At 25.6% G+C, this 16,133-nt stretch carries 14 protein-coding genes; all 14 read left to right on the top strand.

What is annotated here, in order from left to right:
* The first annotated feature begins 232 nt into the window (after nucleotides 1-232).
* The 14 genes from GIL12_RS07370 to GIL12_RS07305 all read left to right on the top strand — a co-directional run bounded on the left by GIL12_RS07370 (nucleotide 233) and on the right by GIL12_RS07305 (nucleotide 16,133).
* Nucleotides 233-2,962 carry a DEAD/DEAH box helicase gene (locus GIL12_RS07370; RefSeq protein WP_163469861.1) on the top strand — a complete coding sequence of 910 codons (2,730 nt, stop codon included), beginning with the start codon at nucleotides 233-235 and terminating at the stop codon, nucleotides 2,960-2,962.
* A gap of 16 nt (nucleotides 2,963-2,978) precedes the next feature.
* The gene (locus GIL12_RS07365; protein ID WP_163469860.1) at nucleotides 2,979-4,739 is read left to right on the top strand and encodes a hypothetical protein; all 1,761 of its coding nucleotides are present in this window, start codon (nucleotides 2,979-2,981) and stop codon (nucleotides 4,737-4,739) included.
* A 35-nt stretch (nucleotides 4,740-4,774) separates the two neighbouring features.
* Nucleotides 4,775-8,188: a DNA polymerase III subunit alpha gene (locus GIL12_RS07360; protein WP_163469859.1), complete on the top strand. Its 3,414-nt coding sequence runs from the start codon at nucleotides 4,775-4,777 to the stop codon at nucleotides 8,186-8,188.
* A 70-nt stretch (nucleotides 8,189-8,258) separates the two neighbouring features.
* Complete coding sequence (locus tag GIL12_RS07355; RefSeq protein ID WP_163469858.1) at nucleotides 8,259-8,660, top strand: biotin/lipoyl-containing protein; 402 nt, start codon at nucleotides 8,259-8,261, stop codon at nucleotides 8,658-8,660.
* Between the two features lie 30 nt (nucleotides 8,661-8,690).
* On the top strand, nucleotides 8,691-10,037 hold the full coding sequence (accC, locus tag GIL12_RS07350; protein ID WP_203522568.1) for an acetyl-CoA carboxylase biotin carboxylase subunit: 1,347 nt from the start codon (nucleotides 8,691-8,693) through the stop codon (nucleotides 10,035-10,037).
* A gap of 43 nt (nucleotides 10,038-10,080) precedes the next feature.
* Nucleotides 10,081-10,446, top strand: a complete 366-nt coding sequence (locus GIL12_RS07345) for an Asp23/Gls24 family envelope stress response protein (protein WP_163469856.1) — start codon at nucleotides 10,081-10,083, stop codon at nucleotides 10,444-10,446.
* 17 nt (nucleotides 10,447-10,463) lie between these two features.
* Nucleotides 10,464-10,970: an alkaline shock response membrane anchor protein AmaP gene (amaP, locus tag GIL12_RS07340; RefSeq protein WP_163469855.1), complete on the top strand. Its 507-nt coding sequence runs from the start codon at nucleotides 10,464-10,466 to the stop codon at nucleotides 10,968-10,970.
* A gap of 17 nt (nucleotides 10,971-10,987) precedes the next feature.
* The gene (locus GIL12_RS07335) at nucleotides 10,988-11,197 is read left to right on the top strand and encodes a DUF2273 domain-containing protein (RefSeq protein ID WP_163469854.1); all 210 of its coding nucleotides are present in this window, start codon (nucleotides 10,988-10,990) and stop codon (nucleotides 11,195-11,197) included.
* 11 nt (nucleotides 11,198-11,208) lie between these two features.
* On the top strand, nucleotides 11,209-11,604 hold the full coding sequence (gene nusB / locus GIL12_RS07330) for a transcription antitermination factor NusB (protein ID WP_163469853.1): 396 nt from the start codon (nucleotides 11,209-11,211) through the stop codon (nucleotides 11,602-11,604).
* 133 nt (nucleotides 11,605-11,737) lie between these two features.
* Nucleotides 11,738-12,352: a hypothetical protein gene (locus tag GIL12_RS07325; RefSeq protein ID WP_163469852.1), complete on the top strand. Its 615-nt coding sequence runs from the start codon at nucleotides 11,738-11,740 to the stop codon at nucleotides 12,350-12,352.
* Between the two features lie 32 nt (nucleotides 12,353-12,384).
* Nucleotides 12,385-13,200 (top strand): transketolase, encoded by an 816-nt coding sequence (locus GIL12_RS07320; RefSeq protein ID WP_163469851.1) that lies wholly within the window; start codon nucleotides 12,385-12,387, stop codon nucleotides 13,198-13,200.
* Nucleotides 13,201-13,211: 11 nt separating this feature from the next.
* A complete protein-coding gene (locus GIL12_RS07315) occupies nucleotides 13,212-14,138 on the top strand; it encodes a transketolase family protein (RefSeq protein WP_163469850.1) in 927 nt (308 codons plus the stop codon).
* Between the two features lie 70 nt (nucleotides 14,139-14,208).
* Nucleotides 14,209-15,039: a permease-like cell division protein FtsX gene (locus GIL12_RS07310; RefSeq protein WP_163469849.1), complete on the top strand. Its 831-nt coding sequence runs from the start codon at nucleotides 14,209-14,211 to the stop codon at nucleotides 15,037-15,039.
* The gene (locus GIL12_RS07305) at nucleotides 15,036-16,133 is read left to right on the top strand and encodes a murein hydrolase activator EnvC (RefSeq protein ID WP_163469848.1); all 1,098 of its coding nucleotides are present in this window, start codon (nucleotides 15,036-15,038) and stop codon (nucleotides 16,131-16,133) included. Before GIL12_RS07310 ends, GIL12_RS07305 begins: the two co-directional genes overlap by 4 nt.

Here is a 16,133-nt window from a genome sequence, read left to right as displayed (position 1 = left end):
AAGATTTTACTGTTTCTCCTTTCAACCTTCTTTCATAAATTTCTATTTTTTGTTTATTTGTTAATTTGGACATAAGAAATGCACCCTCCATCTTATTTGTCTAAGATTTTGGGTGCACTACAAAAGGTCCCTTTTTTTTATGGTAAAGACTTGATAAACTTGATGGATAGAAGAAATTGTGATATAATTAATCTTAGCAAAAAATAAAAAAGGGAGATAAAATAGGGGAATTATGAAATTAAAAAATGAAAAAGAAATTTATTTTATGCTTATTATAGATAATGATGGAGATTATATTATTCCGGTTTCAAAAGAAAAAATTGAAATATCCGATTTTAGTGGATATGAAATTCAGGATATAAATATGAAAAAATTAATTTCCTTGCTAAAAGAAACCAAAGAGGATGATTTTTTTATTAGTTGGGAAGAAGGGAAAAAAGAACTTTATTTTGAACAAGTTTCAGAAATATCTGATTATTTAAAAGAAATAGATAATTTTGTAGATGAAAATTTTAATAAAATTTTATGGGCAGACAAAGAAAATACACTGAGTTTGAAGTTAGAAGAAATAGAGGAAGATGAAAATAATTTAAATGCAAGATTAGTATTAAACAATAAATATTCAAATTTTAAAATTTTAAATGAGCATTTAGTTTTTAGAAAGGGAATAATGTATATGTTTCCAGATTTATTTTTAGATACGAGTTTATTAATAGATTTAAACATAAAAATAAATAAGAGTGATATAGAAATATTTTTATCTCTAGCAAATAATTATGTTAATAATATTGAAATAAATTATTTAGATTATAAAGTGGAAGAAAAGTTAGAATTAAAAGGGATTCCACAACTAGTTATTGATAAAATTTCTCAGGATAATAGTCTTTATTTAAAAATTAATATACTGTACTCTTCTATTTCAGATGATTTTATTAGAAAGAACAATTTAAATGAAGTAATTATAATTAATAATTTAGAGAAAAAAATATCAAAATGTAAAGTTGATTTGGAAAAAACAAACGAATTTATAGATAAGATTTTAAAAATAATAACAAGGCATCAAAAAAATCTAGGAGTAAAATATGGATATTTTCTAGATGAGGATAATTTATTAATAATACAGGAAAAATTAGCTAAAGAATTTGTAAAGAAAGATTTTTTACAATTAGCTGGTAAATATAAAGTTATAGGAACGGATAAATTAAAAAAATATAGTATTAAAGTTGTAAAACCTAGATTGGTTGGGAAATTAAAACATTCTATAGATTTTTTAGAAGGAGAATTAGAAATTGAAATAGGTGAAGAAAAGTTTAGTATAGCAGATATTATATCAACTTTAAAAAAAGACTCCTACATTGTATTAGGTGATGGAACCAATGCAATAATAAATAAAAAATACATAGAAAAATTAGAAAAAGTTTTCAAGATAGATGAAAATAAAAAAGTGAAAATATCATTTTTTGATTTACCAATAGTTGATGAAATGATTAATGATAAAATTTTAAAAACAGAAATAAACAAAAGAAAAGATTTTTTTCTTGGAATAAATGATTTGGAAAATAAAAAAATAAGATTACCAAAAATAAATGCAACTCTTAGAAAATATCAAGAATATGGATGTAAATGGTTAGCCTATTTAGTTAAAAATAATTTAGGCGGATGTTTAGCAGATGATATGGGTTTAGGAAAAACATTGCAGGCAATTGTTTTAATAAATAAGATCCATGGAAAAACAAATAAAAAAACACTAGTTGTAATGCCTAAAAGTTTGGTTTATAATTGGGAAAGTGAGATAAAAAAATTCAGTTCTAATTTAAATACAGGAATATATTATGGAAGCAATAGAAATTTAGAAGAGATAATGAATGCTGAAGTAATTTTAACAACCTATGGAACAGTTAGAAATGACATTGAAAAATTAAAAAAAATAAAATTTGACTTAGTAATTTTAGATGAATCTCAAAATATAAAAAATATTAATGCTCAAACTACTAAGGCAGTGATGCTTTTAAACTCAAAAAATAGAATAGCTCTATCAGGAACTCCTGTTGAGAATAATTTGGGAGAGTTATATTCATTGTTTAGATTTTTAAATCCTTCTATGTTTGGTACAGCTGAAGAATTTAATAAGTTTTATGCAGTTCCTATACATAGAGATAATGATAAGGATGCAATAAATGAGCTTAGAAAAAAAATATATCCTTTTATCTTAAGAAGAATAAAAAAAGAAGTATTGAAGGATTTACCAGATAAAATAGAAAAAGTTGTTTATATAGAAATGAACAAAAGTCAAAAGAAATATTATGAAGAAAGAAGGCTGTACTACTATAATATGGTTCATGAAAATATAAAAGTAAAAGGTTTTAACAGATCTCAATTTTATATTTTACAAGCTTTAAATGAGCTAAGACAAATTACAAGTTGCCCAGAAATAAAAAATGCATCTGTTATTTCAAGTAAAAAGATAGTAGTTATAGAAAATATAATAGAAGCAGTAAAAAATAATCATAAAGTTTTAGTCTTTGCTAATTATATTAATTCTATTGAAGGAATATGCAAAGAATTAGAGAAGAATAATATAAAACATTTATCAATGACAGGTGCAACAAAAGATAGACATATATTAGTTGATAAATTTCAAACTGATAAAAAATATAAAGTTTTCGTAATGACGTTAAAAACAGGAGGAGTAGGACTTAATTTAACAGCAGCGGATACAATATTTATTTATGATCCTTGGTGGAATAAAACTGTTGAAAATCAAGCTGTTGATAGAGCTTATAGACTAGGACAAGATAGGACAGTATTTTCTTATAAAATGATTTTAAAAGATACAATAGAGGAAAAAATACTAAAATTACAAGAAACAAAAACTCAATTAGTCGAAAGCTTAATTTCAGATGAAGGTGCAGCAGTTAAAAATTTAGATGAAGAGGATATAGAGTTTATATTAGGTAGTTAGAAGGATAGGGGATTTTATGGGAATAAGTAGAACACAATTTAGAGAAGCAGTTAACAAATTTTATACAAAAAATGATTTATATAAACTATTTAAAGTTTATTTTATAGATTTAATTGCAGAGGGATATATAGGATTAAATATGGGAATTTTTGAAGTTTCTTTAATAACAGAGGAAAGTAATAAATCTAAATTTTTAGAATTAATGGATCAAGTTTTTTTAAAAAAAGAAAATTTTTTAAATGCTTTTTCAAGTTTTCCTAAAGATGTTCAAGAGGTATTTGAGAAAATAGCATGGGATGGAAAATATATTATAAAAGAAAGAGATTTATATTTTAAAAAAGGTAGAGAATTTTCAAATGATGTGCAATTAAAAGATAAATATAGATTTTTTAAATACGGGTATGGAGTAAAAAAAGAAGAGTACTTATATTTAGATAACGATATAGTAAGATGGTATAGAGAGTTTTTACCTAGAATAAAAGAATGTTATATTTATCCCTCTGAAAAATATAAAGATTTAAATAGAGATAGCAACGAAAAAATTATTTTAGAAGATATTGTAAACTATTTTAAATTTTTTGCAGATGGTAAAATTGAGCTTTCTTCAAGCGGAAAGATTTTAAAATCCTCTAAAAGTAGTATGTGTAAATATTGTAATATTAAAGAATATTATCAAGATGAGAAGGATTTAAGCTTTTTAAAAACAGAGACAATAGCTCTATTCTTCTTTTTGTTAAAAGATGAATATTTAAATATTTCTTATTTGAAAGCAAGCAATATAAAAAATATAGTTAATGACTTTTTAGATGGAAAAATTATAAAAGATAAAAATTCTGTTTACATTAGGCTGTATTTAAATTACTTAAAAGGTGTTAATAAAATACTAAAAAATAATAATGAGATAAAAAGAGGAATAACAACTATTAAAGAAGCATTGATGGAAATGCCAGATAATAAAATGGTAAATGTAGATAATATAATAAACTATATTATTTATAATGATAAATTTATAGAAGTTTTAGATGTGAAATCAGTCTATGATAATATATACATAAATGAGGCTAACTATGAAAGAACTAAAATAACGTCCTATTTTAATTATAAAAATTATATAATAGAACCATTTATAAAATCAGTTTTATTTATACTTAGTGCTTTAGGAGTTATAGAAATTTTTTATACTCTTCCTTCTAATAAAAATTCTTTGTATTTAAAACACGGATATTTATCTAAATTTGAAGGAATTAAAGCAATTAAATTTACAGAACTAGGTAGGTATATTTTTGATAGAGTTGATACTTATGCCTTTAAAGAAGAAGAAGAAGGGATAGCTGTTTTAGAAGAAGATAGATTGATAATTACTTTAATAGGAGATTCACCTATTAAAATACTATTTTTAGAAAGTATTGGAACTAAGATTTCATCAAACAAATATAAAGTATCAGAAAACAGTTTTTTGAAAAAAATAAAAATGAAAGATCAGTATTATGATAAAGTTAATGAATTTAAAGAAAAAATATCTTTAAATTTTTCAGAGATATGGGTTGAATTCTTTGAAAAAATGGAAAAAAGAGTAAATGGAATTGAAGTTATAAATGACTATAAAGTTTTAAAATTAAAAGACGATAAGGAATTAATAAATTTTATTGTAAAGAATAAAGAAATTGGAAAGTTAATATTAAAGGCTGAAAATTTCCATATTTTAATAAAAAAAGAAAATATAGAAAAATTTTCTGAAATTTTAAAAGAAAATGGATATTATTTTGAAGATATGTAATATTATATAGTTATAAATCAAAGGAGGATGCTGTAATGGAAAATAAATTTGTTCATTTACATTTACATACAGAGTATAGTCTTCTTGATGGAGTTGGAAAAATTTCAGAATATATAGAAAAAGCAAAATCTTTAAAAATGAGAAGTATTGGAATAACTGATCATGGAAATATGTTTGGTGCAATAGAAATGTATAAAAAAGCAATAGAGAATGGAATTAAACCTATTATAGGTATTGAAGCTTATTTATCTGAAAATAATATGGAGGAAAAAGAAGGTAGAAATTTTCATATTGTATTATTAGCCAAAAATAATGAGGGCTATAAAAATCTAATAAAAATAAGTTCAGAAGCTTATATTAGAGGCTTTTATTATAGACCGAGAATTGATAAAGAATTTTTAAAAAATCATAGTGAAGGTGTTATTTGTCTTTCTGCTTGTATGCAAGGGGAAATTTCTAGAAGAATATTGGATAAGGAACCTTTAGAAAAAATAAAACAAACTATTGAAGAGTATATTGAAATTTTTGGAAAAGAAGATTTTTATATTGAACTTCAAAATAATGGTTTTGAAGTTCAAAATGAATTAAATAAAAAATTATTTAATTTATCAAAGGAATTTGGATTAAAATGTGTGGGAACAAATGATACTCACTATGTTAATAAAGGGGATCACGTTTTACAAGATGTGATGCTTTGTATACAAACAGGTTCTAAAGTAAATGATATAAAAAGAATGAAAATAGAAACAGAGGAACTTTATTTAAAAACTAGAGAAGAAATGATAGAAGCCTTAGGGGAAGAGTATATTGAGGCTATTAATAACACCAATGAAATTGCAGATAAATGTAATGTTCAAATTGAATTTGGAAAATTTAAATTCCCTTACTATGTAATACCTGAAGGGGAATTAAATATTGAATCTTATTTAAGAACTTTAATTTATAAAGGTCTAGAAAAAAGATATCCTTTAGGCCTTAATGAAGAAATAATAGAGAGAATTGAATATGAAATATCAGTTATAAATAAAATGGGATATGCTGGATATTTTGTAGTTGTCTGGGATTTCATAAGTTTTGCAAAAAATAAAGGAATTCCAATTGGTCCAGGAAGAGGATCAGCAGCAGGGAGTTTAGTGGCCTATGCCTTAGGAATAACTGAATTAGATCCATTGAAATATAATTTGATTTTTGAAAGATTTCTAAATCCAGAGAGAATTTCAATGCCAGATATAGATATAGATATTTGCCAAGAGAGAAGAGCAGAATTAATTGAGTATGTTATAAATAAATATGGAAGTGATAAAGTAGCCCAAATTATAACTTTTGGAACTTTGAAAGCTAGAGCAGCAATAAGAGATGTTGGAAGAGTTTTAAATATACAACTATCTAAAATAGATAAGGTTGCTAAGTTAATTCCACCTAATTATTCAATAAAAGATGCTTTGAAAAATATAAAAGAATTAAATGATATTTATAATTCAGATAAAGAAATAAAAACAGTTTTAAAATTATCAGGAAGATTAGAAAATAAAGTAAGACATACTTCCATTCATGCAGCAGGGATAGTTATAACTAAAGATCCTTTAAATGAAACAGTTCCCCTTTATTTAGATAAAGAGTCAACAGTTTCAACTCAGTATCAAATGAAGGAATTAGAAGAGTTAGGATTACTAAAGATGGATTTTTTAGGTCTAAAAAATCTAACAAATATTCAAAGAACCATTGATTATATAGAAAATGATTTAAATCAAAAATTAAAATTAAAAGATATTCCTTTAAATGATGAAAAAGTTTATAAAATATTTTCTCAAGGGGATACTTTAGGGGTATTTCAATGTGAATCAAAGGGTATAAGAAGAATTTTAAAAAAATTAAAACCAAATAGATTTGAAGACATAATAGCTTTGCTGGCTCTTTATAGACCAGGACCTTTAGGATCAGGAATGGCAGATAATTTTATTAATTGTAAAAATGGGATAGAAGAAATAAAGTATCCCCATGATTCTTTAAAGGAGACCTTAAAAGAAACTTATGGAGTAATACTTTATCAAGAACAAGTTATGAAAATAGCAAATATAATGGCAAATTATTCTTTAGGGGAAGCTGATCTTCTAAGAAGAGCTATGGGGAAAAAAAATATCCATATAATGGAAGAAAATAAAGAAAAATTTATAGAGAGATCCATAAAAAATGGCTATACAGAGGAAAAAGCAAATGAAATATTTCAATTAATAGATAAGTTTGCTGGATATGGATTTAATAAATCCCATTCAGCAGCCTATGCCTTAATCGCCTATTGGACAGCTTATTTAAAAGCAAATTACCCTAAATATTACTTTGCAGCAATAATGACTTCAGGAATGAATGATATAGAAAATATTGCAATTTATATAGAAGATGCAAGAAAACATAGTATTAAAGTTAAGTTTCCAAATGTAAATAAAGCAGCATCTAAATTTTTAGTGGATAAAGATGGAGTAATATTTGCTCTTTCAGCTATTAAAAATTTAGGAATAAAAGTTTCTGAGGGGATTAAGGAAGAAGTTGAAGAAAATGGATATTTTAAAACCTTTGATGAATTTATTTTTAGAACAAAAAAATATGGGATTAATAAAAAGGGACTAGAAGCCCTTGTTTATTCTGGAGCTTTAGATGATATAGAGGGAAATAGAAAAGCTAAAATAGAATCAATTTCAAAGGGAATAGATTATGCAAATAAAAGGTTAAAAGAAGATGAAATTCAACAGATGAATTTATTTGGAGAAGCAAAGTCAACAATAACAAGTTTTTCAATGACTAAAGTTGAAGATTTTAAATTAGAGGAAAAGTTAGAAAAAGAAAAGGAATTTTTAGGATTTTATTTAAGTGCCCACCCTTTAGATGTATATAAAAATATGCTATTAGCTTATAGATTCAGTAGTATAGAAAATATAAAAGATTTAGAAGAAAACAATCTTGTGGAAACAGTTGGGATTTTGCACAATATAAAAAAAGTAATAACAAAAAGAAGCGGTGAAGTAATGGGAATATTTGAAATAGAAGATTATACAGATAATATTCAGGGAATAATTTTTCCTAAAAATTTTAAAAAATATTCCTTAGACTTTATAGAGGGAAAAACTGTCTTAATCTCAGGGAATATTAAATTAGATTATTTTAATGGAAATGAAACAAAAAAAATTATAGTAAAAAACTTAATGGATGTAAATAAATTAAGTTTTTTAAGTGGAAAAAAAGTCTACTTGTTATTAAAAGCAAATGAAAAGCACAAATTTTTTAAATTAAAAGAAATCCTAATGAGATATAGGGGAGAAACAAGTGTTTTTTTTGCTATGAAAGAGGGCAATAAAAAAGTAGTAAAAAACTCTAATATAAAGATATTTCCTTCTTTAAATTGCATAAATGAGGTTATAAATTTATTGGGGAAAGATAGTTTAGTGATAAAATAACTGATGTAATTTTATCTTGCTACATTTTTCTGTTTGTGATAAAATTAGAGAAAAGACATAGGAGGGGCAAGTGGAAAAAGAAGAAATAATGATAGATGAGCTAATAAAAATATTAGCAGAAAAGAATTTATCTGAAATAAATTATGAGTCCAAAGAATTAAAGATAAAAATGAAAAAAGATTTAGTCCAAAATTTAGAAGAGGACATAGTGTTAGAAGAAATCAAAGAAGAAGAGGAAGTTTTTACTTATGTTAAATCTACTAATATTGGGAGATTTTATTTTTTTGATAAAAGTGGTTCTTCTTTGTTAAATATAGGAGATGAAATTAAAGTAGGTCAAACTATAGGTTATATATCAACAGTTGGGATAAAGACTCCTGTAAAATCTGACAAAAATGGTGTATTAGAAGAAATTTTATTGAAAAATGGTGATACAACTGACTACGGGAAATCATTAATTAAAATAAAATAGTTTGTAAAAGATTATTGTAGAAATTGGAGGGTGAAATTGAAGAAAATACTTATTGCAAATAGAGGAGAAATAGCTATTAGAATAATAAGAGCAGCCAAAGAGTTGGATATAAAAACTGTTGCAGTTTATTCAGAGGCAGATAAAGATAGTTTACATGTTCAAATGGCAGACGAAGCTGTGTGTATAGGAGGAGCTTCAGCAACAGAGTCATATTTGAAAATTCCCAATATAATTGCAGCAGCTGAAATAACAGAAGCAGATGCTATCCATCCAGGTTATGGATTTTTAGCTGAAAATGCAAGATTTGCTAAAATTTGTAGAATACACAATTTAATTTATATAGGTCCAAATCATGAATGTATAAAAAATATGGGAGATAAAGCAACAGCTAGAGAAAAGGCTATTGAAAATAATGTTCCTGTTACAAATGGAACTGGAATAATAAAAAATGTAGAAGTAGCTAAAAAAGAAATAGCAGAAAGAATAGGATATCCAGTTATGATTAAAGCCACTGCTGGTGGTGGTGGAAAAGGTATGAGAATAGCTAGAAACGATAAAGAATTGGAAAAAAATATGGTTGCAGCTCAAAATGAGGCAGAGGCAGCTTTTAATAATCCAGATGTTTTTGTTGAAAAATATGTTGAAAATCCAAAACATGTGGAGATTCAAATTATAGGGGATAAACATGGGAATGTTATACATCTAGGAGAAAGAAATTGTTCTATTCAAAGAAAAAATCAAAAACTTATAGAAGAATCTCCATCATTTAGACTACCAGAAAAAATAAGACAAGAAATGGGAGAAGCAGCAGTAAGATTAGCTAAGGCAATTAATTATGATTCTGCAGGAACTTTTGAATTTTTATTAGATGAGAACAATAATTTTTATTTTATGGAAATGAACACAAGAATTCAAGTTGAACATACAGTAACTGAAGCAGTAACTGGTTTAGATATAATTAAATTACAAATTGTATTAGCTGAAGGGGATATTTTAAAAATGTCACAAGAGGATATTGTTCCTTATGGACATGCTATTGAGTGCAGAATTAATGCAGAAGATACAGAGCACGGATTTTTACCATGCCCTGGAAAAATAACTAAATATATAGTTCCAGGTGGAATTGGAATAAGAATAGACTCACATACATATCAAGGATATGAGATATCTCCATATTATGATTCAATGATAGGTAAGGTTATAGCCTTTGGAATGGATAGAGAGGAAGCTATAGCTAGAATGAAGAGAGCTTTAAATGAATTTATAATAGAAGGTGTGGAAACAACAATACCTTTTCATCTAAAAGTTCTAGAAAATGAAAATTATAAAAAAGGAAATGTAACAACTGCTTTCATTGAAAAGGAATTTGGGTTATAATAGTAGTATATTAATTTAAATTTACAGAAGGGGGTTTATTATTATGAGCAACTTAGGAAATATAAAAATAGCAGATGATGTGGTTAGAACTATTGCAGCTAAAGCTGCTGAGGATGTTGATGGAGTTTACAAATTAGCAGGAGGAGTAGCTGGAGAAGTTAGCAAAATGTTAGGTAAGAAAAGAACAACAACAGGAGTAAAAGTTGAAGTTGGAGAAAAAGAATGTAGCATAGATGCTTATATAATAATAAAATATGGATATCATATTTCTGATGTTGCTAAAAATGTTCAAGAGGCAGTATTAAAAGCTGTATCTGAATTAACAGCTTTAGCAGTAGTTGAAGTGAATGTATTTATTCAAGATATAAAGATAGAAGAAATTGTTGAGATTCCAGAAGAAAATGCATAAAAAGGGGATGTGATTTTATGTTTAAAAAGTTTTTATTTTTTATAGCTTGGGTAGGGATGCTTGTATTAGCTTCTTTAGGTATAGTTTATGTTTTTATTCCTAAGTATTTAATTGCTTTTCAAGATGATATATTTTCAAGAAACATGCTCATTTTAGCAGTTTCAGTAACATACATATTTATAATTATTATAAAATTTATTTCTTTATTTAAAAAAGAAGAGGGATATATAATAAAAAGTGATCTAGGAACTGTTAATATTTCTTTAGATTCTATAAAGGGAGTTATAAAGGAAATATTATCAACTGATAAAGAAATAAAAAATACAAAGATTATATGTGGGAAAAGAAGAAAAAAACATTATATATTAATTAATTTGGATATGATAACAAATAGAAGTATAGCTGAAAAAAGTGAAGAATTACAAAGAAAAATAAAATCAGAAATACAAGATAAATTGGAATTAGATATAGAAACAATAGAAATTAAAATAAAAAAAGTTTCATTAAAGGTAAAAGAGAATTAAGTAAGAGGTGAGGCTGTATGTTAGATGATTTTATTATCTTGATAATGGAAAATAAAAGAAAAGCTTTAGGAGCTATCATTGGTTTTATTATAGCAATTTTAGTTCTTGTTTTTGGATTTTTTTCCACAATATTTATTATATTCCTAACAGGTTTAGGCTATATAGTAAGTGATAATGAAGAAATTAGAAATTGTTTCAGCAATATATTAGAAAGATTTAAGAAATAAAAGGGGAAGAGATGAGCAGAAGAGCAGCAAGGGAAGATTTATTTAAGATTATATTTGAAGCAGAAATCAAAGAGGAATCATTAGTTGACATTTATTCTAATTATATTACAAGAGAAGATGGAAAAAAAATTAATGAAAAAGAAAGAGAGTTTATTGAAAAAAATGTTAAAGGAATAGAAGAACATAACGAAGAAATTCTAAATGAACTATCTTTAAAGATGGAAGGTTGGAGTTATGATAGAATAGGAGTTATTGAAAGAGCTCTTCTTAAATCAGCAGTTTATGAACTAATGTTTGAAAAAACCCCAAAAGAAATAGTTATCAATGAAATTGTGGAATTAGCTAAGAAATATGGAGATGCTAAGTCATATGAATTTTTAAATGGAGTTTTAGCTAAGATTTTATAGGATTAAAATCTCTAGTAAATAATTACTGGAGATTTTTTTTATTATAACTTTTAATTAAAAGTATATTAAAATAGTGATTTTTTTTAGAAAATATAGTAGAATATATTTATATGATTAAATAGTGAGGAAATACATGGAAATTATACTGAGGAACATAGAGAATATAGGAATGACAGGTATTATTGTTTCATTTAGTGCTTTTTTAATAGGAATAAAATTTCCAGATTGGGATTTTAAACTTAAATTAAAACATAGAAATATTCTAACTCACAGTCCTATAATCATATTTTTTCTTTTAAGTCTTTATAAGAATGATGAAAGTTATTTGTTTAGAATGTTTATCATGGGATTTTCCTGTGCAGTTGGAGTTCATTTAATTTTTGATTTTTTCCCAAAGGGCTGGGCAAGAGGAGCTTTGTTACACGTACCTGTTGTAGATAAAGAGTTGAGGAAAGATACATCTAAAATTTTAATGTTTATTTCTATAATGATATGCATCTATATTGTTATTAAATTAAGTTCTTCAACAGAAGAATATGTTTATTTATTAATATTATCTTTAATATATATATTAAAAAGTACAAAAAAAGAATCTAAATTATTTAGACCGCTTATTTTATTTTTGGTAATATTTTTATTTTTTGGTAATTTGAAATATGAAAAGTTTAATAAAAAGATTTATAGAAATATAAATTCTAAATTAAAAGATTCTAGTTTCATGAATGGGTTAAGTTATAAAATAAAATAATATTTTATAAATATAAATTGAAAGGAGAAACAATGAAGGATATTAATCTTTTATCAACAAAAGCAAAGGCAATAAGACAAGACATTATTAAAATGATCACCAAAGCAAATTCTGGACATCCAGGAGGGTCATTGTCAGCAACTGACATTTTAACTACATTATATTTCCACGAAATGAATGTTGACCCTAAAAACCCAAAAATGGAGGGAAGAGATAGATTTGTATTATCTAAAGGTCATGCTGCTCCAGCATTATATGCTGTACTTGCAGAAAAAGGTTACTTTGATAAAGAAATCCTTATGACATTAAGACAATATGGTTCTATATTACAAGGTCATCCAGATATGAAAAAAGTTCCAGGAGTTGAAATTTCAACTGGATCATTGGGACAAGGTCTTTCTGTTGCAAATGGAATGGCATTAAATGGAAAGATATTCAAAGATGATTATAGAGTATATGTTGTTATGGGAGATGGAGAACAACAAGAAGGTCAAATTTGGGAAGCTGCAATGACAGCAGCACACTACAAACTTGACAATGTATGTGCTTTTGTAGATAGTAATAATCTTCAAATTGACGGAAATGTAGACAAAGTAATGGGAGTAGAACCTTTAACTGATAAATGGAAATCTTTTGGATGGCATGTTATAGAAATAAATGGACATAATTTTGATGAAATAATATGTGCTTTAGATGAAGCTAAAACAGTTAAAAATAAACCAACTGTTGTAATTGCTAGAACAACTAAAGGTAAGGGAGTTTCATTTATGGAAAACGTATGTGGATTCCATGGAAAAGCGCCTACAAAAGAGCAAGAAGTGCAAGCTTTAGAAGAACTAAACAAATAAGGGGGATAACAATGGTAAAAAAGGCGACAAGAGAAGCTTATGGAGAAGCTTTAGCCGAATTAGGAAAAATAAATAAAGATGTAGTAGTACTAGATGCAGATTTATCTGGATCAACAAAAACTAGTATATTTAAAAAGTCTTTCCCAGAAAGACATATAAATGTTGGGATTGCAGAAGCAGATTTAATAGGAACTTCAGCAGGGGTTGCAACATGTGGAAAAGTTGTTTTTGCATCAACATTTGCAGTATTTGAAGCAGGAAGAGCTTTTGAACAAATTAGAAATACAGTGGCATATCCTAAATTAAATGTTAAAATTGCACCAACTCATGCAGGAATTTCAGTTGGAGAAGATGGTGGATCACATCAATCTATAGAAGACATTGCTTTAATGAGAGTTATACCTGGAATGGTAGTATTATGTCCAGCAGATGCAGTTGAAACAAAAAAAATGGTATATGCAGCAGCAGAATATGAAGGTCCTGTTTATATAAGAATGGGAAGATTAGGAGTTCCAGTTTTATTTGATGAAAATTATGATTTCCAAATAGGAATAGCTAATACAATAAAAGAAGGAACAGATGTGACAATAGTGGCTACAGGTCTTATGGTAGCAGAAGCTTTAGAAGCAGCAGAAGTATTAAAAGCTGAAGGAATTTCAGTAAGAGTTATAAATGCTGGGACTATAAAACCTTTAGATGGTGAAACAATATTAAAAGCAGCAAAAGAAACTAAATTTATAGTTACTGCAGAGGAACATTCTGTTATTGGTGGATTAGGTTCAGCTGTTTCAGAATTTTTATCAGAAGTACACCCAACAAAAATAAAAAAAGTTGGAATTTATGATAGATTTGGACAAAGTGGAACAGGGGCAGAATTATTAGAAAAGTATGAATTAACTTCTAAGAAATTAGTTTCTGTAATAAAAGAAAATCTATAAGTAATTACATTAAATAGAGGCAAATTTTATTTTGCCTCTATTTAATAATATTGAATGGAAGGAAGAAATTATGTTTAAAAAATTAGAAAAAGTACATAAAAAATCAAAAATTTATACAGATATAAAAAAAAGTTTTTTTAGCATTATTTTAGTTTCTATTCTTTTTAATTTTTTTATTTCAGGAATACTAAATTCAAATTATCAGTTAAATAAATTAAAGAATGTTAATTTTGTTTCAGCTGAACTTCAAAATAATATTTCCACAAAGGAAAAGGGAGATATTGAAAAATATTTACTTAATATCCCAGAAATAAAAAAAGTTATTTATATGGATAGCTATATTGCTTTTAAAAATTTACAGAGTAACCTGGGAATTGTTATTCCTAGAGGGGAAAATCCACTTCCAGATTCAATGAGAATATATTTTAATAATAATTCTTCTTTAGAAAAAATACAAAATATTTTAGATGAGGATAAAAGAATAAAGGAATATTTTATAAATGGAAGTTACTCAGAAGAAATAAATTCTCTGTCAAAACTCTATAAATTAATGAAAAATATATTTGTTGCAGGAAGTTTATTTTCATTAATAATATTATATTTTATAGTATCTTTACAAATTCAAAGTGATTATTTAGCAATGATAATAAATGGTAAAAGTGGTTCAAGGATAAAAATAAGAGCAAAAAATATAAATGTATTACAATTCACTTTGGGAATTTTAAGTGGAACAGCAATTTATTTTAACTTATACTTTATTTTAAGACAGTATATATTAAATTTAAATAAGAATATTAACATATTGAGCTTATTTCAAGTTCTTTATATTCAAAGCTTTTTAGTGCTTATTTTAATTATAATTGTTTGGAAATTTCCAGTAAAGAAGAGTGAAATTTTATGAGAATAGTATTACTTTATTTTTTAGTTTCAATATTATCATTTGGAAATTCAAATGTTAATCAAATGAAAGAAAAAATAAAAAAGTTAAACAATGAAATTAAAGTTAAACATGAAAGAATTGAAGTTATAGATAACACTAAAAAAACAGTTACTGAGCAAATCAAAGAAATAAAAAAAGAAATTTCAGAAATTTTAAAAGAGAGAAATGAAATTGAATTGGAAATTAAATCAATTATGAAAAATATTGATTATGGAGAAACAAATTTAAAGTTTTCTTCAAATGAACTTCAAAGAAAAAAATCAGAATTTGATGCTAAGATAATAGCCTGGAATAGGAGAAAAGAGTCTAAACTATCTTTCGAAGAAGAAGGAATATTAAAAAGACAATTTTCTAAAATATTGTATAACGATTTAAATAGAATGACAAAAATAAAAGATGTAACTCATGACATAAAAGAAGTTAAAGCTAACATAGAAAAGGAAAAAATTAAACTAGCAAAATTAAAAAATTCGTTAAATTTAAAAAAGAATCAAATCTCAAAGAAACAATATCAAAAAAATAAATTAATAAAACAATTAGAACAAGAAAAGAAATCTCATATTAATAAAATTTCAACACTGGAGAAACAGAAAAAAAGAATAGAAAAAGAAATAGAAAATATAATTAATTCTAGAATAAAAAATGTTGGAACAGTTAAGTATTCAACAGCTGTTTCTAAACTAGGAAGGGCAGTATATCCCCTTACAAATGGGAAGGTTGTTATGAATTTTAATGATCCTAAAACAAAATCTATTTCAAGTAATGGAATAGAAATGAGAGGAAAATTAGGAAATATTGTAAGGGCGTCCTTTAAAGGAGAAATAATTTATTCTGGTAAAATTCAAGGGTTAGGAAAAGTTATAATGGTAGACTATGGTTATAATACTATAGGTGTTTATGGAAATCTAATATCTTCTAAAGTAGTCCAAAATCAAAAGGTTGTTCAAGGTGAAGGGATAGGTATATTAGGTTATTCAATTAATAAAGTACCAAATTTATATTATGAAATTAGAATGAATTTAAAACCTATAAATCCTATGAATTTTTTAAAATAA

This window comes from Fusobacterium sp. IOR10, assembly GCF_010367435.1.
Classification (GTDB): Bacteria; Fusobacteriota; Fusobacteriia; order Fusobacteriales; family Fusobacteriaceae; genus Fusobacterium_B.
The sequence above is the reverse complement of the archived record's forward strand: the minus strand, read 5'-3'. Positions and strand labels throughout refer to the sequence as shown.